This is a genomic window from Cognataquiflexum rubidum, from assembly GCF_022538115.1.
Lineage (GTDB): Bacteria > Bacteroidota > Bacteroidia > Cytophagales > Cyclobacteriaceae > Cognataquiflexum > Cognataquiflexum rubidum.
The window spans coordinates 45,465-65,662 of the sequence record NZ_JAKZAL010000011.1 but is presented as its reverse complement, the minus strand read 5'-3'; the positions used below and the strand labels follow the sequence as shown (position 1 = coordinate 65,662).

Here is a 20,198-nt window from a genome sequence, read left to right as displayed (position 1 = left end):
CTTAAAGCGACAAAAATAGTGATTTCGATGAATGTATTTCACTTTAATTGTACGAGTGTTTTTTTCTTTTAAAACCCCCAATACAAAATATTATGTACGATACTTTGAAACCCAAATTAGAGAAAGAGTTACAGGAAATCGAAGCGGCAGGCCTGTTCAAAAAAGAACGCATCATCACTTCTCCTCAAGCTGCGGAGATTACCATTGCCGGAGGCAAAAAGGTGTTGAACTTCTGCGCCAACAATTATTTGGGCCTTTCTTCGCATCCAAAGGTCATCGAAGCGGCAAAAAACGCCATTGATTCCCACGGATTCGGAATGTCTTCCGTGAGGTTTATCTGCGGCACACAGGATATCCACAAGGAATTGGAAGCCAAAATCTCCAAGTTTTTGGGTACCGAAGATACTATTTTGTATGCAGCGGCTTTTGATGCCAACGGGGGAGTTTTCGAACCGCTTTTTGGTGCTGAGGATGCGATCATTTCAGATGCGCTCAACCATGCTTCGATCATCGACGGGGTCAGGCTTTGTAAGGCTATGCGCTTTCGCTACAACCACAATGACATGGAAGACCTCGAAGCACAACTCAAAGATGCCGATGCCAAAGGTGCACAAAATAAAATCATTGTCACAGATGGGGTTTTTTCCATGGATGGCACCATCGCACAATTGGACAAAATCGTCGCTTTGGCAGAGAAATATCATGCTGTAGTCATGTCTGACGAATGTCATTCTACGGGTTTTATGGGCAAAACAGGCCGTGGAGTCCATGAATACCGCAATGTGATGGGGAAAATCGACATCATCACTGGGACATTGGGCAAAGCCCTTGGCGGTGCTTCGGGAGGTTTCACTTCCGGCAGGAAAGAAATCATCGAATTGCTGCGTCAGCGCTCAAGACCTTATCTGTTTTCCAATACCTTGGCTCCATCCATCACAGGTGCTTCGATTGCGGTTTTTGACCTGCTGTCGGAGACTACCGAACTGAGAGACAAGCTAGAAGTGAACACCAAATACTTCAGGGAAAAGATGACAGCGGCAGGATTTGATATCAAGCCCGGCGAACATGCCATCGTCCCCATCATGCTGTATGATGCGGTGCTGTCACAAAAAATGGCCGAAAAGCTTTTAGAGAAAGGAATATATGTCATCGGATTTTATTTTCCTGTGGTGCCAAAAGGTCAGGCAAGGATCAGGGTGCAGATTTCTGCCGGCCACGAAAGGGCTCATTTGGATCAGGCCATTGCTGCTTTTATAGAAGTGGGGAAGGAATTGGGTGTGGTTAAGTAAAAATCCTAGATCTTATTGAATATCAAAAATCCCCTTGGAATCTTATCCAAGGGGATTTTGATTTTAGTATTTAGGGGATTCAATAATTGTATTGTCATTTTTTTTTTTTTTGATATATTTAGTTTTCAGAATTGAAAATATTTGAGAAAAAATTTAACCGAAAAAGGCTATGAAAAAAATAATTTATTTTCTAATTCCACTTTTATTAGGTGTAGGCTGTATTAGTAAAGATGATTGGGAAACGGATGTTCTGGACGTTGATATGGCGTTACAAAGAGCCCAAGACTCTTGCGGACAGGCTTCAATGGATTGGTTTAGTGAAATGCTTCAAAAGGCAGAGGAGGATAGATTAACTAAGGCACATAAAGGAAGTTATATTGGTTTTGTTTCCTTGGTCAAATATGAAAATAGCAGTGTCTTTTATACAAATTTCATGAGTAAAGTTGGAGGAGGGTTGATGTTTTACCTAATGGATTGCCAAGGAAATCAATTTGATGCATCTTCCATTGTTGCGGAGGATATGGCTTTTTTCTCCAAAGAAGCCTATAAAAAGAAAAACATCATATATTCAAGTGTGCCTCTGGATTTTTTTGACTAAGTATGGAGCCCTTTTAAATTTCATAAGGTGATTAAGGCATGTTCTTTTATTGGTAGAACTTTCAACATCAATGAAAGACCTTCACAAACCCTGCCCAATATGGCTACTCCCAATGGAAGTTCGGTAAATAATTTCAACATGGTAAAAATTCTTTTCCCGGTGATTTTGGTGGTATTGTTGCTTTCATGCAATGAAAAAGAAGATATTCCCACCTTTGCCTTACTTACAGAGAACCCATTGGATATCAGCGGAGAGAGTGCCAAGTTGGTAGGGAGATTGATTACGAGTGAAAAACTTCAAGTAGATGACCACGGGTTTTGGGTGGATACAAAACAGGAATTTTCAGATCCTTTGGTGGTTTCTCTAGGCGTCAGAAATGGTCCCGGTAGGTTTATAGGTGAAATCAGAAGTCTTGCTCCCGGCCGGGTATATTATGTAAAATCTTTTACTCAATCAGGTGGAGATTTCTCCTTCGGCAATGTCATTCAATTGAATTCTTTGAGTCCGGGAATATATTCTTTTTCACCTCAATATGCATCTCAAGGGCAAATAATTGAAATATTGGGGTTGAACTTAGGGGCTGATACGAGGGTGTTTTTTGATGATACTGAAGCGGCCATTCAGGAAATTGTTTTGGAATCATTACTGAGAGTTACCATTCCGCCCATCCAGAATAATCCTTCTCCTTTTATCAAAGTTATCAGCAATGGGGTAGAATTGGTTTTTGATATTCCTTTTGAATATATGGTGGGGAAATTCCGCCCTATCAATTTTCCGGAAACTTTCAGGCTAAGTAATTCAGTGAGTTTTCAGGCAAATGGAAAAGTTTATGTCGGTTCAGGACAAAAATCTGAATTCGTTATCAATTCCGATTATTGGGAGTTTGATCCAATTACTGATAATTGGGAAAAGCTAGATTTAGGAATCAAACCCCATCTTTACGGTTTTGGGGTTAGCGGATATTTTGGAGGAGGTTCGGAGTCCATTCGCAGCAACAATCAATTTACCTTTAACAAGGCTTTTTGGTTTTGGGATGGAAACGGGCTAATCAGAAAAGCAGATTTACCTTTTAAATCTATTAATAGTATAGCCTTTGAAAGCAATGGAAGGATTTTTGTTTTGGGTGGGAGTCTCAAGGAATTTGAAACATCTTTATTTGAATATACTCCTGAAACGGATAGTTGGAAAATTGGAATTGATTTTCCCTTCCCTATTCAGAATAACTTGCCATATTATGTTTATAAGGATAAGTTCTACTTCATCACTGAAAGGAAGGAACTTTACGAATTGGATCCCGAAACAGGAGAAAGAAATATTATCGGGACTTTTCCGGGAGAAAATATCAATGGATTTGGGACAGCGTCGGTTTCAGGAGACCGTGCCATCATCGGGTTTTATAAGCAGGAGGTTGAAATTTGGGAATTGGATTTGATACAGCTCAAGTGGAAAAGAAAAATCAATTTCCCGGGTGTATTTCTTGGTAACAACCTCGGGTTTTTTGCCCAAGACGGTTTGTTTTACTTATTAAGATCTACTGACCAGCCTTTGGCCATAAATGGCAGCATGGAATTTTGGGAGTTTGATCCTGACGCATTTTAATATGAAAAGGATGAGAAACTGGTTCTTTCTATTTTTACTATTCCTGTATGGTTGTATTGAACCTTATGAGGTAGTGGTGCCTGAGGGTGAAAGCATGCTGAGTGTAGAAGGCCACATCACCAATGGTCCCGGGCCACATACCATCAAGATCACCAGAACAGCAACCTACGGAAGTGTTTTTGTGGATTTTATCAGGCCTGTTATTTTGGCCACTGTAGCCGTAAAAGAAACTGAAACAGGGCTTGTTACCTTTTTGAAAGAAACCAGCCAAGGTATATATGAAACACCTGACGGCTTCAGGGCAACAACAGGAAATTCTTACTCACTTAGAATAGTTACCTCAGAAGGGTCCGAATACATTTCTTTCCCTTCCAAATTGCATCCTGTTCCCATTATTGATTCTCTCAGTTATCGATCAATTATTATTCCGACTGAAAACAGGTTACAACCGAGATCAGGTTTGCAATTGGTTGCATTTTTTAATGACCCATCAGATATGAAGAATTATTATTATTGGAGGGTGAAAAATCCCATTTCTTCTGTTCAAACTTTTCCGGAGCGCTATCGTCCTCCTTTTAGTTTACCAAATTCACCTTACCAACCCAAGCCCTGCTGTAGTTTTTGTGATATTCCGGATTCTAAATTGATCAAAGCGCTTTTTTTGGCAGAGGACAGTAATTTCAACGGACTGAATACCGGGCAGATAGCCGGGTTTATTGAAGACAACGGTTTCCGGTTGTCATACAAATACAGGTTTGATTTTGAGCAAATGGCGATATCAGAAGATACCTATAGGTTTTTGAGACTGATCAACCAACAGATGACCCTGACAGGAAGTGTGTTTGACCCTCCTCCGGCGAACATCAGGGGAAATATGGTTTGCCTGACCAATCCTGAAGAGACGGTTTTGGGACATTTTTTTGCTGCAGGAGTTTCTGAAACGAAGATCAATCTCTCCGTCGAAGACTTGGATCTCTTTCAGATCCAAAGACCTTTCAATGATGACTGCAGGGTTTTGACCCAACCGGTGGCACCGAGGCCTGTGGATCCTTAGATTTTTTTAATTTCATTGAGAAAAAAATAGAAGTTTTCATTTTTTTTTTTTTTGATATATTTAGTTTTCAAATTTGGATTTATAGCAAAAGAAAAATCGGGAGAATGAAGTTAAATAGGCATATAGGGTTTGTTCTCATTGCGGTAGCAATTTTGGTATTTTCCTGCGAAAAGGAGAGTACTCCCACCTTTGCTTTACTTACAGAAACGCCCTTGTATGTCAGTGGTGAAAGTGCCAGGTTGGTAGGAAGATTGATTACCAATGAACAGATTCAGGTGGAGGACCATGGATTTTGGGTGGCTACTGAGGAAGGGTTTTCTGATCCTATTGTGGTTTCTCTAGGTACTAGAAATGGTCCGGGCAGGTTTGTCGGAGAAATCAGGAGTCTGGAACCCGATCGCTTATATTTTGCGAAAGCATATACCGAAGCTGGAGGGAATTTATCTTTTGGGAATGTCATTCAATTAAACTCACTTAATCCTGGGATTTTTTCTTTTTCTCCTGAGTATGCCTTGCCGGGTCAAAGTATTGAAATTTTAGGATTGAATCTTGGAAGCGATACAAGGGTATTTTTTGATGAAACAGAAGCCTCCATTCAGGAAATAGTGTATGAATCTTTGCTGAAAGTGATTATTCCCCCCATCCAAAACAATCCTTCTCCGAAGATACGGATCATCAGCAACGGGCGGGAATTGGTTTTTGAAAACCCATTTGAATATATCGTAGGCAAAATGCGCTTTATTGGTTTCCCTGAGAAATTCCGGTTGGCCAATTCCATCAGCTTCAAAGTAAATGAAAAAATTTATGTAGGATCGGGTCAACAATCTGAGTTCGTGATCAATCCTGATTATTGGGAATTTGACCCTGAAACGGACTTATGGAAAAGCCTAATGTTTAATATTTCGCCACATATCAGTGGTTTTGGAGTTGGAGGGTATTTTGGTGGTGGTTCAGCTACAATTCCCGCAAACAATCAGTTTATCCCAAATAATGCTTTTTATAAATTGGAAGGTTCTTCATTAATCAGAAAAGCCGATGTACCATTCCCTTCCCGGAACAGCATTGCATTTCAAAGCAGGGGGAAAATTTATGTATTGGGAGGAAGTGTATTCGGTCATGAAAATGCCTTATATGAGTATAATCCGGCTACTGATTCTTGGAAAACAGAATTCAATTTCCCATTTACTATTCAGAATAACCTGCCGCACTATGTCTATAAGGATAAGTTTTACTTCATCACCGAGCGGAAGGAGCTTTATGAATTGGATCCCGAAACAGGAGAAAGAAATATTATCGGGACTTTTCCTGGGGATAATGTCAATGGTTTGGGTACAGCATCCGTATCGGGAAACCGGGCTATTATCGGGTTTTATAAGCAAACAATTGAGATTTGGGAACTGGATTTGATCCAGAACAGGTGGAAAAGAAAGATCAATTTTCCCGGAGTATTTCTAGGGAACAACCTTGGGTTCTTTTCCCAAAACGGGTTGTTTTACCTTCTGCGGTCAACGAACCAGCCTTTAGCCCAAAACGGAAATGGCAGCATGGAATTTTGGGAGTTTGATCCTGATGCTTTTTAAATTGGAAAAGATGAGAAACTGGATATTTATACTGATAGTATTTGTAACTGCCTGTATCGAGCCATACCCGGTGGTAGCGCCGGAAGGTGAAAGTATGTTGAGTGTGGAAGGCCACATCACCAATGGACCCGGGCCACATACCATCAAGATCACCAGAACAGCTGCCTACGGAAGCGTTTTTGTGGATTTTATAAGACCTGTGACACAGGCCACAGTTGCAATTAGAGAGAATGAAAGTGGTTTGGTGATATTTTTAAATGAAAGGATACAAGGAGTTTATGAAACGCCTTCGTTTTTTAGTGCTACTATCGGAAGGACTTATTCCTTAAAAATCACCACAAGAGAAGGGGTAGAGTACACGTCTTTTCCATCATTGGCCCAGGCTGTCCCGCAACTTGATTCACTTAGTTATCGGACCATAATCATACCAACAGAAAACAGGTTACAGCCAAGATCGGGTTTGCAATTAACGGCAATATTTAAAGATCCTTCGGAGACCCAAAATTTTTATTATTGGAGGATTAAAAATGCCGTTTCTGCTGTTCAAACTTTTCCAGAGCGCTATCGTCCACCAGGAAGTTTACCTAACTCTCCTTACCAACCCAAGCCTTGCTGTAGTTTTTGTGATATCCCTGATTCCAAGCTGATCAAAGCGCTTTTTTTGGCTGAGGACAGTAATTTCAACGGACTGAATACCGGGCAGATAGCCGGGTTTATTGAGGATAACGGTTTCCGGTTATCATACAAATACAGGTTTGATTTTGAGCAGATGGCTATTTCGGAAGATACCTACAGGTTTTTGAGGCTGATCAATCAACAGATGACCCTGACAGGAAGTGTGTTTGACCCTCCTCCGGCGAACATCAGGGGAAATATGGTTTGCCTGACCAATCCTGAAGAGACGGTTTTGGGACATTTTTTTGCTGCAGGAGTTTCTGAAACGAAGATCAATCTCTCCGTCGAAGACTTGGATCTCTTTCAGATCCAAAGACCTTTCAATGATGACTGCAGGGTTTTGACCCAACCGGTGGCACCGAGGCCTGTGGATCCATAATGGATCACTAATTTCCTTCGGAAAAAAATTCCCATTAGGGTTGATTGCGGTTTTCAATCAAAAGTATTAAATACAAAAGCTATCACAAGTTATTTTTCTTACGTAATTCTTTTGCTGAGTAATTAAATTCAAGTGGCTCCTGGAGAATAGAAAGGCTCAAATTTTTTAGCTTTTGGCTTGAAATGTAACCTTTTAAAACCATTTTCAAAGCTTCTGTAATGGTCTCTGCTTTGGTATATTCCAAAGCTTCTTTGATCAATTCGTCAGGTAAGATTACAGTAACTTTCATTTTAAAATAATTTTTGAATAAAAATACAATATGCCATCTTATCAAAAAATTGTAGTACTATTTATTTTTATTTTCTTTTAAGTATCTGTGGCTCATTTGGTTTGAAGTTCAAATTCAGCGGCTATGGACTGTTGACTATGGACTATGGACTTTTTTTTCACTTCCTCAAATTCTTTGTCTCAATCCTATTCAATTCCTGTTGGAGGACATTTTTTGGAATCCATTCTCCGCGGACCATGACACCTTGGACGTTTCGGAGGTTGGATAGATTTTCCAAGGGATTTCCTTCCACCAATACAAAATCCGCTGAAGCACCGGTTGCAATCACGCCAAATTCTCCTTCCCTTTCAAAATACTTTGCCACGTTAACAGATCCGGTTTTTAGGATTTCATAAGAAGTCATGCTGGCATCCTGCATGGCAGAGATTTCATTGTGGATAGAAAATCCGGGAACGTTAAATACCTGCGGAGAATCTGAAGCCATGACCATCGGCACCCCGCCACGGTGCAAGGCCATCAGCATTGTCTTTCTGAATTCAAGATAGGGTTTGACATTTTCTTCCTTGAGCATGCCTTGGTTTTCGAGGAGTTTCTTTTGGTTGACCCACTGCTGTACCTGCAGGCCGGGCATGTATTTCATGTCTGATTCCAGGCGAAACTCATCCGCCGGAATGTATCCAAAGAAGCGCTCAAACAAAGTCAGCGTGGGTGCGATCCAAGCTTTTTTCTCCACGGATAACTTTACCAGATCGGGGATTTTTGACATGTCCGCATATTTCACAGCGAGCATACTGAAGGAACCGGCTACTTGTGGATCAAGTTTGGACTTGTCAGCGACCAAAGCCTCGATATAGCCATCCATGTGTTCTACAGAACGATAGCCATTGTTCAGGGAGTTGACCAAGCCGACGTCCAGGGAAATGTGTCCGCCAAATTTGATATCGACTTCCTTGGCGGTATTGGCGATGGCAAGGAACTTGGGCATATCCAATCCCGGGTGTAATTTGAGGTGGTCAAAACCGGCCGCTTTTTGGTCACGGACCATTTTGGCACCGCTTTCAGGGTCTGCGACAGAATTGCCGTTGAGCGATTGTCCCGCTGCAAAAATCCTCGGTCCGGTAATTTCACCGGAAGCTATTTTCTTTTTGAGTTCAAGGTGGGAATCATGGCCGATCATCCCGCGGACATTGAGGATTCCATTGGCTAAGTACAGCCACATAACATCCTGCATATAGGAAAAATCGCCATTTTCAGTTACCGGGATATGAGAATGCATTTCCGCCAAACCCGGGAAAGCATAAGCACCTTTGCCGTCGATCTTTTCCATTTTCTCAAACTTGCCCAAGTCCTTTTTGGGAAATATACCGACAATCTTATCTCCCTTGATATGGATAAAATGGTCTTTGAGAACCTTGTCATTTCGCATACCGATGACATGGACATTGGTGACGATAAATTCCTGTGCTTTTGACTGGAGGAATACCAATAAGGTCAAACAAAGGGTTAGGAAATATTTGAAGATCGTTTTCATAATTTGGGTTGTTTATTCAGGATTTCAGGTGGAAGAAACTTATCCTGTATCTGTGGTATGGATATTAATTGATCCCGATAGCTATCGGGATGGATATTATTTGATATTGATCCTTGGATTGGAAGCTTTGGTAAGTTTTTATCCATTTTTTCATTAATGGATATTTATTGATACTGGATATTCATGGATATTTGACCGGAACCTAATCGTTGTTATTAGAGATTAAGGTTTTTGAAAACATCCCTTTATTCAACTAAATTTTTATCAAAAACATAATTTTCCATTTTTCTTTCTGCATTCAAATCAAATACGCTTTTTAATGGTGCGGCAATATCAATTAGTATCAAATATCAATCAATATCTGCCTTTTTGAATTCAAGGATAATAAACCAATTAACCCTTAACCCATTAACCAAATAACCAAATAACCAAATAACCAAAATCCAACCCCCTAATACCCAATCTCCATACTTCCCCCCTTAGGGATACTTCCTTTCCAGTCTGAATGATGAAATGGTCCATTGGGATCGTCTCTTCGCTGATAGGTATGTGCGCCAAAGTAATCCCTTTGTGCCTGAATCAGATTGGCTGAGGAATCGGTGGTAATCCTTCCATAGAAGTAATTGATAGCGGCCGACATGACCGGCAAGGCATAATTGTGCTGAATACCCAAGCCAACGATGTAAGAAAGGTCATACCGGAGTTCTTTGATCTTGGTTTTCATCTGTTTGGCTTTCAGCAGCGAACTGTTTTCCTTATACAAAGCAACCATGTTTTCCATCAGCGTCGAACGGATAATACATCCATTGGTCCAAATCCGTGATATCTCACTCATATTGAGGTTCCAGTTTTCTGTTAGTGAGACCTGATTCATCAATTCAAATCCTACCTCGTGGTTGATGATGCGGGTGAGGGCGTAAGCGTTTTTGATTTTCTCAATCAGAATGACCTTGTCTTCTCCAAAAGCTCCGAATCGATGACCGAAAAAAGTAGCCAATTCTTCACGTTCGTCTTTGTTGCCGGACAGCATCCTAGCGGTGACAGCTTCAGAAAGTGGGCTATAAGCGACATTGTATTTCAATGCGGTGGTCAATGACCAAGAGCCTGTTCCTTTTTGTCCGGCTTTGTCCAACACCTGATCGAGCAGGAAGTTTTTCCCTTCCTTGGCAAGCAGGATGTCGGCGGTGATTTCGAGCAGGTAACTTTTCAGACCTTCATTGGTCCAGGATTTTAATGTTCTTGAAATTTCGGGATAGGAGAGTTTCAGCCCATACTTCATCAGGTGCACAGTTTCAGCCAATGTCTGCATTTCACCGTATTCAATGCTGTTATGGACCATTTTGATAAAATGTCCCGCGCCCGAATTGCCGATAAAGCTGACACATGGCGCACCGTTATTGTCTTTGGCGGCGATTTTTTTGAGGTAAGGGGATACCAAGTCATACGCTTCCTGATTTCCGCTTGGCATCAAAGACGGTCCTTTTCTCGCTCCTTCTTCCCCTCCGGAAACTCCCATCGGAATAAAATGGAAGCCTTTTGAATTTAGCTCTTCGTACCTTCTTTTCGAATCTTCAAAAAATGAATTTCCCCCGTCAATGATGATGTCTCCCGGCTCAAGCATCGGAAGCAATTGGGCGATCTGCATGTCTATCGCATTGCCGGCAGGGATCATCAGGAGGATTTTCTTGGGTTTTTCGAGGGAAGAGATAAATTCCTCTAACCCATCAAAACCTTTCAAAAGTGGAAAATCCGAATTTTCAGCAGCAAATGTGGAAGCGATTTTTTCCTCTTTTCCTTCGACATGTCTGTTGTACACTGCCGTAGGGATTCCGTTGTCAGCAAGGTTGAGGGCAAGGCTTTTGCCCATCACTCCCATGCCGATGACACCAAAGTGAAGTGATGGCATCTTGATTTCTTCTATTTTCAGAATTTCCGCAACCATTTCTTCAGGAGTTTTTGAGATATCAATCCGATGTCCATATTCGGGTTCCTCCCAAGTCTCCAATTGGGAATCCAATAGGCCGGGATTCATATAGTGGCCTTTCCGCAAGGAAAGCCTTTCGGTCAAAATATCTTTGCTGCCAATGAGGTGCAGCCATACTATCGAAGGAACTACTTGGAGGATTTGCCTGTAGTGTTCTCGTAGTGCCGAACAGGCGAGGATTCCGCCGCCTGCTGATTCCCATGCATTAATATTATCAGCAAGGTGCTCGAGCCAAGGCTGTCGGTCGTGGTCGGTCAGGGGAATTCCCTGTGTCATCTTTTCCACATTGGCTTTGGGATGAAAGTCATCTGCATCAAAAAAAGGCAGCCGAAGTTTCTTGGCCAATAGGGAACCCAAAGTTGTTTTTCCGCTTCCCGAAACACCTGTTACAATAATTACCATAGCCGAAATTAAGAAATTTAATTATTTTCACCATGAAGAGTTTGGGAAGGAATGATAACCACAGCTGAAAATAATATTGACCACATCTACACCAAAAAAGTCGGGGACCTCCATTTCCGTAATTTATCGGTTTGTCCGGTCCATACCCCTGTTTTTGAAGTTGCCCGATTGATGGCTAAGGACAAGATTTCCTGCTTTTTTATTGGAGATTCTCCCAATGAAATTATTGGATTCGTCACTGATATCACGCTCCGGGACAGGATTATCGCCGATAAGCTTTCTTTTGATACCCCTGTGGGAGAAATCATGGACAGGAATATCGTTTACATTCAGGATTCAGCTTTCCTGTATGAAGCGCTTTTGATGATGTTCCGGACCAAGACGCGATACCTTTTGGTCAAAAACAAAGAAACATTTGTCGGCTGGATCAGCAGAAATAAAATCCTTTCCGAGCAGGCGCAGGGCCCTTTTGTTTTTATCCAATCTGTGAAGCAGTCTATGGATACGGAAGAACTGAAGGAAAAGTGGGAGCAAGTTCCCCAAATTATCCATCAGCTGATCGATAAAGGGCTCAAATCACAGATCGTCAATCAGATCATTACCGCCGTAGCGGACACGATTGCCCTGAGGATCATTGAAAATACCATCAGGGAAATAGGCGAACCCCCCGCCAAGTTTGTGTTTTTTGTGCTTGGCAGCGAGGGAAGGGCAGAGCAAACCCTCAAAACCGATCAGGACAACGCCATCATCTATGAGGACAAGGCCAATGAGCACCGCGAAATGGTCAGGGAATACTTTTTGGATTTTGCCGAAAGGGTTTCTTTTGCCTTGGATCAGGTCGGATTTGTGTTCTGCAAGGGTGGATTTATGGCCAAAAACCCAAAATGGACTCATTCTCTTTCCCATTGGAAGCGGAATTATGAAAGCTGGATTCAGGAATCCACTCCCGAAACTGTCATGAAGTATTCGACTTTCTTCGACTGCAGGCCGATTTATGGGGAATTTGGGTTGTTGGAGGATTTGAGGAAATTTATGGACCAACAGCTTGAAAATCCTTCCGAGAAGTTTTTTATCAATATGGGGACCAATGCACTTCAGTTTGAGCCGCCACTGACTTTTTTCAAAAATATAAAAACCTATAAAATTGATGGGGAGAAACATTTCAACATCAAGAAAACCATGACGCCTATCGTGGACCTTGTCCGAATATTTGCTTTGAAATACAGGATTTTTGAGACCAATACAGGAGACAGGATCAGGATGCTCGAGGAGCAAAAAATCTTTACCGACAAGGAAGCTAAGGAGATTTCCCACGCCTACTATTACCTTATGGGGATCAGGTTGGAAAAACAGTCGCTACAGCTTATGGAAAACAAAAGCAATCCGACCAACCACGTCAGTACCGATGAGCTGACCAAAGTGCAGATGGTGACTTTGGTGGAAATATTCAAGGTGATCAAAGAATTTCAATTGAAAATCAAGATTGAATTTACTAAAAATATATTTTAGCAAAATTTGAATATCTTTTTTAAAATTTTTATAAAAGTCTATGATTTAACGTAAAAGTTTTTTTATTTTTGCATAAATAATTTCCCGTCTGTACTTAATTAAATTAAGTTGAATACAGAAGGCAATCCGAGCAAGCCTAAATATTTATTCTTCGCGAATGAATAGATGCCAAATTTAAATTGGGTTGTTTTCGTTGGGAATTGAAAAAATTGCGTCACTCCATTTGTCATATATTTCTAAAAAGTCCGAAACAAAAAAACAGTCCTATGCTTAGCAAATACCCGCTTTCAGAAGTAGAAAAAGCTTTCCAAAGAGAATCCGGTGTGGATAAGATAAGTACGCTGATTCCCTATCTTTTGGTGGATAACTTCCCAAAACTAGGGCTTATCACCGCTTGTAGATTTTTGGAATGGGTTTCTGAAAATCCCAAGGGAGTCATCAGTTTGCCAACAGGCAAAACCCCGGAATATTTCATCAAATGGACACAATACCTTTTGGAGAATTGGGACACCAAAAAGGGAAAAGAAACAAGAGAAAAATATGGACTTGGGGCCGTCAAAAAACCCTATCTCAAGGATTTGACTTTTGTGCAGATAGATGAGTTTTATCCGATTTCTTCCAAGCAGAAAAACAGTTTTTTTGACTACGTCAATAAATTTTACCTCGAAGGATTCGGTCTGAGCAAAGAAAAGGCAATCCTGATCAATTCGGATGAGATTCCTTTAGCAGGAGGGAAACATTTCAAGGAAGTTTTCCCTGATCTCAAAGTGGATCTTTCCTTGAGATTCCGTGACCCGATAAACAACTTAGAAAAAATCCAACAAGAATCGATTTACAAAATCGACCATTGGTGTGGTCAATATGAGCAGAAAATAAGAGATGCAGGCGGAATCGGATTCTTTTTGGGCGGCATCGGGCCGGATGGCCACATTGCCTTCAATACCCGCGGTTCGCATCTTTTTTCAACGACAAGGCTGACAGAAACCAACTTTGAAACCCAAGCGGTAGCAGCAGGGGATTTGGGAGGGATAGAAGTATCGGCCAATAGGCTGGTCATCACCATTGGTCTTGACACGATTGTGTTCAATCCCGATGCAGTTGGGATCATCATTGCTGCCGGTGAAGCCAAAGCACAAATTGTCAAAGATTCCCTTGAGACTCCATTGGACAATGTCTACCCGGCCACAGTTCTACAAAAACTGAAGAATGGACGTTTTTATGTGACCAAAGGTGCCGCGGTGAAGTTGACAGATTCTGTGGATGCCTATTATCGTCAAGGCGAATGGACTTGGGAAAAAACAGAAAGGTCCATCGTTGACCTTTGTAAAAAAATCAAGAAATATGGTCACCGTCTCAAAATGGAGGACCTGAAAGCCGATAAATATACCGCCATGATTCCCGGATTGTCCGAGGAAACGGTCAATCAGGTTATGGAAAGTACCATTGCCAAACTTACCCGTGGCATCACACAGGAGCGGGATGAAGTTTTGCTCCATACAGGACCTCACCATGATGATATTTCATTGGGTATTTTGCCCCATATCACCAACCAATTGCATGAATACAGCAATGAGGCCCACTTCTCTGTCTTGACATCAGGGTTTACTGCGGTCACCAATACTTTTGTGATCGATACCCTTCTCCAGACCAAAAAACTTTTGGATGAAGGAAAGATTCAGATGGTCAAATTTGAGGATTTCTTTGATGTTGGGTACAAACTGAAAACTGATAAAGATGTCTACCATTTTCTGACCAACGTGGCTTCAGAGGATTTGGATGAAAGGATCAGGGGACTTTGCCACAGGGTAGTCCGTGCTGTGGTCGATGTGTTTGAAGTCAAGTCGGCGGCCAAGTTGAGAGAAACCATCAACGACATCATCAGTATCCTCAGGAATTCCTATGACGGAGAAAAAAATCCGGCCAAAATCCAGAAACTCAAAGGAATGATCAGGGAATTTGAAGAGGAACTTGTTTGGGCTCATTTTGGAGTCCAAGTGAAAAATGTGCACCATTTGAGATTGGGATTCTACACCGGGGATATTTTTACGGAGCAGCCTGACAAAAAAAGGGACGTTATTCCGATTGTTGAATTGTTCAGAAAAGTCAATCCTACCAAAATCAGTCTGACCCTTGATCCTGAAGGTTCGGGTCCTGACACGCACTATAAAGTCCTTCAAGCCACTGCAGAGGCTGTCAGACAGTGGGGTGAGGAAAAAGACCTGAGCAAGTTGAGAATCATCGGCTATAGAAATGTGTGGTTCAAATTTGAGCCTCATGAAGCAAATGTAATCGTGCCGGTTTCCCTGGGCGACATGTCGGTGATGGAAGATTCATTCTCCAACTGTTACCTCAGCCAAGTGAATGCCTCTTTCCCGAGCTACTCACACAATGGTAAATTTTCTACTGTTGCCAAGCGTACATGGGTTGGACAACTTGACGATATTCAGTTACTTTTGGGGAAAAATTATTTTTACCTTCATGAAACAGCAAAAGTCAGATCCAGTCATGGGCTGATCTTTTTCAAAGACATGAATGTGGAAGAGTTTTTGGCACATGCACGCGAACTTGAAAAATCCATAGAGGGTATGCTAGATTAACCGATAGCAAACCAAAATTTTGGAAAAAGGAGAATGAAAGAATCATTCTTCTTTTTCTGTTTAAAGCTTAAAAACCTTAGACCTATGCTGAAAACCGAAAAACCCATTCTTGGACTTGACATTGGAGGCACCAACATCAAAGCAGGAGTTCTTGTTGGTTCTGAATTGATTGATATCCGCACCATTGCTACTCCCTCTCAGGAAAGCCAGGATTTTATCCTGGAGACAATCGCGGAATTGATTTCTTCTTACAGCCATCATGATTTTTATGCGATTGGAATTGGTATCCCGGGATTGATTGATACGGATTTGGGTGTAGTGCTCAACCTCGAAAACATTCCCTCTTTCAGGAGGGTCCATTTGAGGGATTTTTTGGAAGAAAGATTTTCAAAACCGGTATATATAAACAATGATGCCAATTGCTTTGCCCTCGGAGAGTATAAGTTTGGCGCGGCACGTGTTTATAGGCATGTAGTCGGTATTACCCTTGGAACAGGATTAGGTGCAGGGATTATTGCCAATGGCCATTTGTATTGTGGATTCAATTGTGCGGCAGGTGAATGGTGCTCGGCACCTTACCTCGATCAGGATTTTGAGTTTTATTGCAGCAATAAATTTTTTGATGCCAAATATGGTTCTAGAGCCAAAACCTTGGCAAAAAAAGCCAAAGAAGGTGATCCCGAGGCTATTAAAGCCTATGCGGAGTTCGGTCATCACCTCGGTGAGTTGATCAAAAATATCCTGTACACTTTGGCGCCTCAGGCGATAGTTTTGGGCGGGTCGATCCGGAAAGCTTTTCCATATTTTAAGGAAAGCATGATGGCCAATATTGCAACTTTTAAATATCCCTCAATCAGCCAAAATCTCAAAATTTTGATTTCGGATCTGGATGAAACAGCAATACATGGGGCAGTTGCTTTGGTGGACGAATACGCCGTCCAAGTCGAACCTGTTGCCAAAGCGTCCTGACGGCGTGACAACCCTTTCGAAATAAAATTTGGATACCTCAGTTAGAAATGCATGAGGTTTAAAATTATTCGTAAATTCGGGCTCTAGAACCCAAATTTTATGATTTATAATTCCATTATTGAAACCATCGGAAATACACCGATGGTAAGGTTGAACAGGCTGAACAAAGGCATCAAGGGAGAGATTCTCGTCAAAGTTGAATATTTCAATCCAGGAAATTCGATGAAAGACAGGATGGCCATCAAGATGGTCGAAGATGCGGAAGAAGCCGGATTTTTGAAACCGGGAGGAACAATCATAGAAGGAACAAGCGGGAACACCGGAATGGGATTGGCTTTGGCCGCCATTGCCAAAGGGTACAGGTGCATTTTTACGATGGCTGACAAACAGTCCAAAGAGAAAATCGATATCCTCAAAGCAGTTGGTGCAGAAGTGATCGTATGTCCGACGAATGTGACTCCGGATGATCCAAGGTCATATTATTCAGTGGCAAAAAAACTGAATCAGGATATTCCCAACTCTTTTTATCCTAACCAATACGATAACTTATCCAATTCGCTAGCTCATTACGAGACCACAGGTCCCGAAATCTGGCGCGATACAGAAGGAAAAATTACCCATTATGCAGCCGGGGTGGGCACAGGAGGATCGATGTGTGGTACAGCCAAATACCTGAAAGAACAAAATCCTGACATCATCACCGTGGGAATTGATACCTATGGTTCGGTATTCAAAAAATATAAAGAAACAGGAATCTTCGACGAAAATGAAATTTACCCTTACCTGACTGAAGGGATTGGTGAGGATATTTTGCCAAAAAATGTTGATTTTTCACTGATTGATCACTTTATCAAAGTGACTGATAAAGATGCGGCCGTCATGACAAGAAGACTTTCAAGGGAAGAAGGCTTGTTCGTAGGCTGGTCATGTGGATCTGCCGTTCATGGCGCTTTGGAATATGCCAAAGAAAACCTGAAAGAGGGAGACCGCATGGTAATCATCCTTCCTGACCATGGGACGAGGTATCTCGGCAAAATCTACAATGACGATTGGATGCGGAACCACGGCTTTCTTGAAAACAAAACTTTTGGAACAGCCCGAGATATCATCAGTGCTAGAAATGGCAGTTACCAATTGGTAGTTTCCCACAAAAATGACAAAGTCAAAGATGCCATCCACCTGATGAATGGGAAAAGCGTTTCCCAAATCCCTGTTTTGGAAGATGGTCAAGTAGTGGGCTGCCTTACAGACAGCAAATTGTTGACAAAAATAATTGAGAATCCTGAGCTCAAAGACGCAACTGTCGCCGACGTGATGGAAGCATCCATGAAATTCGTGGCTTTGGACAGCACCTTGGATGTGTTGAGTTCGATGTTGGATAAAGAGAAAGCCGTCTTGGTAAGAGATGATAACCATCAGATCCATATTGTCACCAAACATGATATTTTGGAAGCGATGACAAAATAATGGTTAATGGCTAATTGTTTATTGGGTTATTTGTATCGGTTTCTTGATGATAAATGGATTTAAATAATTGAATAATCCTTTCATACCGAGATTCGAATTTTTCTCAAATCTCATGTCTCAAATCTCATTCTCACATCTCTTGTCTTATAAATGAGTAAAGAAAAATTAGAACAACTTAGGGTTACAGGTTACGATTTCGATTTCAAGGACATATTTCAAAGGGCTTGGCAAATGTTTCTCAAGCAGCCGGTTTTGAGTGTCGCCTATACCATGCTCATCATTTCTTTGCAGTTGATGGCCGCTGTGTACCTTCAGAAATTTGCCTTTGTTTTTGCGTTGTTTTTGGCACCTCCGCTCTATTCGGGATTCTATTTAGCGGCCAATAGGATCAGTTTGGGATTACCGGTAATCTATCCGGATTTCTTCAAGGGCTTCAGTTTTTACATGCCGATTTTTTCTATTTGGTTGATTGGCCAGATTTTGGTGGCTTTGGGATTATTTGCATTTTTGATTCCGGGAATTTACCTCGCAGTAGGATATAGCTTTGCGGTTTTGATGGCTTTGTTCGGTGGATTTGATTTTTGGACAGCATTGGAAGAAAGCAGAAAGTTGATCACGGTGAGGTGGTGGAAATTTTTTGTTTTCACATTGATCTTAATCATTATCAATTTGTTGGGTATTCTCACGTTAGGGTTGGGGTTATTGGTCACCATCCCGATTTCATTCTATGCTACCTACATTTTGTTTGAGGATTTGACAAAAGATATCTTTTCTGAATAGAAAAATATGGTTATCCGCTTCTTTGCCAATTACCAAATATTCAATTACAATTGGGACGGATCCCGATAGCTATCGGGACGAAGTCGGAAGACCCCCGCCTGTCGTCGGGCAGGGATGTTCCGGGCAATTCCAATCTCCCAACAAGATTTATATAGAATTACAATTCAAGTTGGATCATCGCGTACAATACATGTAAAGGTGATTCTTGGCAATAGTAAATAAGAATGGTTGTTGCTGTTCTGTGGGTATCCACTTTCTGGCCATTAACTATATAAAACTCGGATTGAAGTTCCATCGCAGTGGCTATGGACTTATTGACAATGCCTGATTTTGGTTGCCCCTTTTCTGTCTATTGGCAAAGTAGCGGATAATTCTTTGCTGTTTTTTTTTCAATTCCCATTTCCTAACTTCCGCCTATGAATCCCCTAAAGAAAATCGGTTTTTTTTCTGCATTTATCCTTCCTGTTTTGTTGATTGGAGGCTTCCATTTGGGTGGTTTAAACCTGCTTTTGATCCATGCATTTGTTTTTGTTTTAGTACCATATTTGGATTTTCTCATCAGTACTGACAAGACCAATATACCCGAAAATGAAATCTCCAATATTTCCAAAGAGCGTTTTTACCGTTTTGTGACTTTCATTTGGGTGTATGTGCAGATTGGTGTTTTGGTTTGGGGCTTTTATGTTGTGGCAGCTTTTACTCTTTCTTTTTGGGAATGGCTTGCATTTACTACAGGAATGGCATTGGTTACAGGAGGGGTTGGGATTACTGTTGCCCATGAATTGGGGCATAAAAGTGACGATTTGGAGCAAGATTACTCCAAAACTTTATTGATGACCGTTTGTTACATGCATTTTATCATTGAGCACAATCGGGGGCATCATGTACGGGTGGCCACACCTGAAGATCCGGCCACAAGCAGGTTTGGGGAGACTTTTTATAGCTTTTGGTGGAGGTCTGTCACAAAGGGCTACAGCAGCGCTGTAAATTTAGAAAAGGAAAGACTTCAAAAAAGAGGCATTCCTTTTTGGTCTATAGATAATCAAATGATCTGGTTTGCAATCTATCCACTTTTATTTGTTGGAATTTTCACCATTATTTTCTCTTTCTTCCTTGGCAAATTTGTATGGGAAATTCCTGTTTTCTTTTTTGCCCAGAGTTTCTTCGCTTTCAGTCTGTTGGAATTGGTGAATTACATTGAGCATTATGGGATGGTTCGAAAGAAAATAGATGGAAGGTATGAAAAAGTGACACATTTGCACTCTTGGAATGCAAGTCATATGGTCAGCAATTTCCTTTTGTTCCAGCTTCAACGGCATTCCGACCACCATGCATATGCCCATAAGCGCTATCAGGTCCTTAACCATTACGACCAAAGCCCGCAGCTGCCACAGGGATATTCAGCCATGATTATTTTGGCTTTGTTTCCACCTTTATGGTTCAAGGTGATGGACAGGAGGTTGGAGGAATGGAAGGAGAAGGTGGGGGTTTGAGGT

Annotated in this window: 15 protein-coding genes; 12 read left to right on the top strand and 3 right to left on the bottom strand. The window is 41.5% G+C overall.

Annotation, left to right across the window (positions count from 1 at the left end; all coding sequences use genetic code 11):
• Positions 1-92 precede the first annotated feature (92 nt).
• The 6 genes from kbl (at position 93) to MMU05_RS12950 (ending at position 7,174) form a co-directional block, all read left to right on the top strand.
• The gene (kbl, locus tag MMU05_RS12975; RefSeq protein WP_241142106.1) at positions 93-1,289 is read left to right on the top strand and encodes a glycine C-acetyltransferase; all 1,197 of its coding nucleotides are present in this window, start codon (positions 93-95) and stop codon (positions 1,287-1,289) included.
• A 169-nt stretch (positions 1,290-1,458) separates the two neighbouring features.
• On the top strand, positions 1,459-1,887 hold the full coding sequence (locus MMU05_RS12970; RefSeq protein ID WP_241142105.1) for a hypothetical protein: 429 nt from the start codon (positions 1,459-1,461) through the stop codon (positions 1,885-1,887).
• A gap of 99 nt (positions 1,888-1,986) precedes the next feature.
• Positions 1,987-3,486, top strand: coding sequence for an IPT/TIG domain-containing protein (locus tag MMU05_RS12965; RefSeq protein WP_241142104.1), 1,500 nt, complete (start codon positions 1,987-1,989; stop codon positions 3,484-3,486).
• A 10-nt stretch (positions 3,487-3,496) separates the two neighbouring features.
• Positions 3,497-4,540, top strand: coding sequence for a DUF4249 domain-containing protein (locus tag MMU05_RS12960; protein WP_241142103.1), 1,044 nt, complete (start codon positions 3,497-3,499; stop codon positions 4,538-4,540).
• 104 nt (positions 4,541-4,644) lie between these two features.
• On the top strand, positions 4,645-6,120 hold the full coding sequence (locus MMU05_RS12955; protein WP_241142102.1) for a Kelch repeat-containing protein: 1,476 nt from the start codon (positions 4,645-4,647) through the stop codon (positions 6,118-6,120).
• Positions 6,077-7,174 carry a DUF4249 domain-containing protein gene (locus tag MMU05_RS12950; protein ID WP_241142101.1) on the top strand — a complete coding sequence of 366 codons (1,098 nt, stop codon included), beginning with the start codon at positions 6,077-6,079 and terminating at the stop codon, positions 7,172-7,174. The genes MMU05_RS12955 and MMU05_RS12950 overlap by 44 nt, the downstream gene beginning before the upstream one ends.
• Positions 7,175-7,256: 82 nt before the next feature.
• Here MMU05_RS12950 and MMU05_RS12945 read toward each other — a convergent pair whose 3' ends face one another.
• The 3 genes from MMU05_RS12945 to gndA form a co-directional block, all read right to left on the bottom strand.
• On the bottom strand, positions 7,257-7,463 hold the full coding sequence (locus MMU05_RS12945) for a type II toxin-antitoxin system VapB family antitoxin (protein WP_241142100.1): 207 nt from the start codon (positions 7,461-7,463) through the stop codon (positions 7,257-7,259).
• 157 nt (positions 7,464-7,620) lie between these two features.
• Positions 7,621-8,994, bottom strand: a complete 1,374-nt coding sequence (locus tag MMU05_RS12940) for an amidohydrolase family protein (RefSeq protein WP_241142099.1) — start codon at positions 8,992-8,994, stop codon at positions 7,621-7,623.
• A 451-nt stretch (positions 8,995-9,445) separates the two neighbouring features.
• The gene (gndA, locus tag MMU05_RS12935; RefSeq protein WP_241142098.1) at positions 9,446-11,380 is read right to left on the bottom strand and encodes an NADP-dependent phosphogluconate dehydrogenase; all 1,935 of its coding nucleotides are present in this window, start codon (positions 11,378-11,380) and stop codon (positions 9,446-9,448) included.
• 51 nt (positions 11,381-11,431) lie between these two features.
• Between gndA and MMU05_RS12930 the strand changes: the two genes are divergently transcribed.
• The 6 genes from MMU05_RS12930 (at position 11,432) to MMU05_RS12905 (ending at position 20,195) form a co-directional block, all read left to right on the top strand.
• Entirely contained in the window at positions 11,432-12,889 is a 1,458-nt protein-coding gene (locus tag MMU05_RS12930) for a DUF294 nucleotidyltransferase-like domain-containing protein (protein ID WP_241142097.1), read from the top strand.
• A gap of 266 nt (positions 12,890-13,155) precedes the next feature.
• Positions 13,156-15,486, top strand: a complete 2,331-nt coding sequence (locus MMU05_RS12925) for a glucosamine-6-phosphate isomerase (RefSeq protein ID WP_241142096.1) — start codon at positions 13,156-13,158, stop codon at positions 15,484-15,486.
• Between the two features lie 84 nt (positions 15,487-15,570).
• On the top strand, positions 15,571-16,455 hold the full coding sequence (locus MMU05_RS12920; protein WP_241142095.1) for an ROK family protein: 885 nt from the start codon (positions 15,571-15,573) through the stop codon (positions 16,453-16,455).
• A gap of 99 nt (positions 16,456-16,554) precedes the next feature.
• Positions 16,555-17,922, top strand: coding sequence for a cystathionine beta-synthase (locus tag MMU05_RS12915; RefSeq protein WP_241142094.1), 1,368 nt, complete (start codon positions 16,555-16,557; stop codon positions 17,920-17,922).
• 150 nt (positions 17,923-18,072) lie between these two features.
• Positions 18,073-18,702, top strand: coding sequence for a hypothetical protein (locus MMU05_RS12910; protein ID WP_241142093.1), 630 nt, complete (start codon positions 18,073-18,075; stop codon positions 18,700-18,702).
• 416 nt (positions 18,703-19,118) lie between these two features.
• Positions 19,119-20,195: an alkane 1-monooxygenase gene (locus MMU05_RS12905; RefSeq protein WP_241142092.1), complete on the top strand. Its 1,077-nt coding sequence runs from the start codon at positions 19,119-19,121 to the stop codon at positions 20,193-20,195.
• The last annotated feature ends 3 nt before the right edge of the window (positions 20,196-20,198 follow it).

What these genes read in the sequence shown, in the direction of transcription:
- kbl (WP_241142106.1), top strand. Translation starts at nt 93, where the DNA reads ATGTACGATACTTTGAAACCCAAATTAGAGAAAGAGTTACAGGAAATC.
- MMU05_RS12970 (WP_241142105.1), top strand. Translation starts at nt 1,459, where the DNA reads ATGAAAAAAATAATTTATTTTCTAATTCCACTTTTATTAGGTGTAGGC.
- MMU05_RS12965 (WP_241142104.1), top strand. Translation starts at nt 1,987, where the DNA reads ATGGCTACTCCCAATGGAAGTTCGGTAAATAATTTCAACATGGTAAAA.
- MMU05_RS12960 (WP_241142103.1), top strand. Translation starts at nt 3,497, where the DNA reads ATGAGAAACTGGTTCTTTCTATTTTTACTATTCCTGTATGGTTGTATT.
- MMU05_RS12955 (WP_241142102.1), top strand. Translation starts at nt 4,645, where the DNA reads ATGAAGTTAAATAGGCATATAGGGTTTGTTCTCATTGCGGTAGCAATT.
- MMU05_RS12950 (WP_241142101.1), top strand. Translation starts at nt 6,077, where the DNA reads ATGGCAGCATGGAATTTTGGGAGTTTGATCCTGATGCTTTTTAAATTG.
- MMU05_RS12945 (WP_241142100.1), bottom strand. Translation starts at nt 7,463, where the DNA reads ATGAAAGTTACTGTAATCTTACCTGACGAATTGATCAAAGAAGCTTTG.
- MMU05_RS12940 (WP_241142099.1), bottom strand. Translation starts at nt 8,994, where the DNA reads ATGAAAACGATCTTCAAATATTTCCTAACCCTTTGTTTGACCTTATTG.
- gndA (WP_241142098.1), bottom strand. Translation starts at nt 11,380, where the DNA reads ATGGTAATTATTGTAACAGGTGTTTCGGGAAGCGGAAAAACAACTTTG.
- MMU05_RS12930 (WP_241142097.1), top strand. Translation starts at nt 11,432, where the DNA reads ATGATAACCACAGCTGAAAATAATATTGACCACATCTACACCAAAAAA.
- MMU05_RS12925 (WP_241142096.1), top strand. Translation starts at nt 13,156, where the DNA reads ATGCTTAGCAAATACCCGCTTTCAGAAGTAGAAAAAGCTTTCCAAAGA.
- MMU05_RS12920 (WP_241142095.1), top strand. Translation starts at nt 15,571, where the DNA reads ATGCTGAAAACCGAAAAACCCATTCTTGGACTTGACATTGGAGGCACC.
- MMU05_RS12915 (WP_241142094.1), top strand. Translation starts at nt 16,555, where the DNA reads ATGATTTATAATTCCATTATTGAAACCATCGGAAATACACCGATGGTA.
- MMU05_RS12910 (WP_241142093.1), top strand. Translation starts at nt 18,073, where the DNA reads ATGAGTAAAGAAAAATTAGAACAACTTAGGGTTACAGGTTACGATTTC.
- MMU05_RS12905 (WP_241142092.1), top strand. Translation starts at nt 19,119, where the DNA reads ATGAATCCCCTAAAGAAAATCGGTTTTTTTTCTGCATTTATCCTTCCT.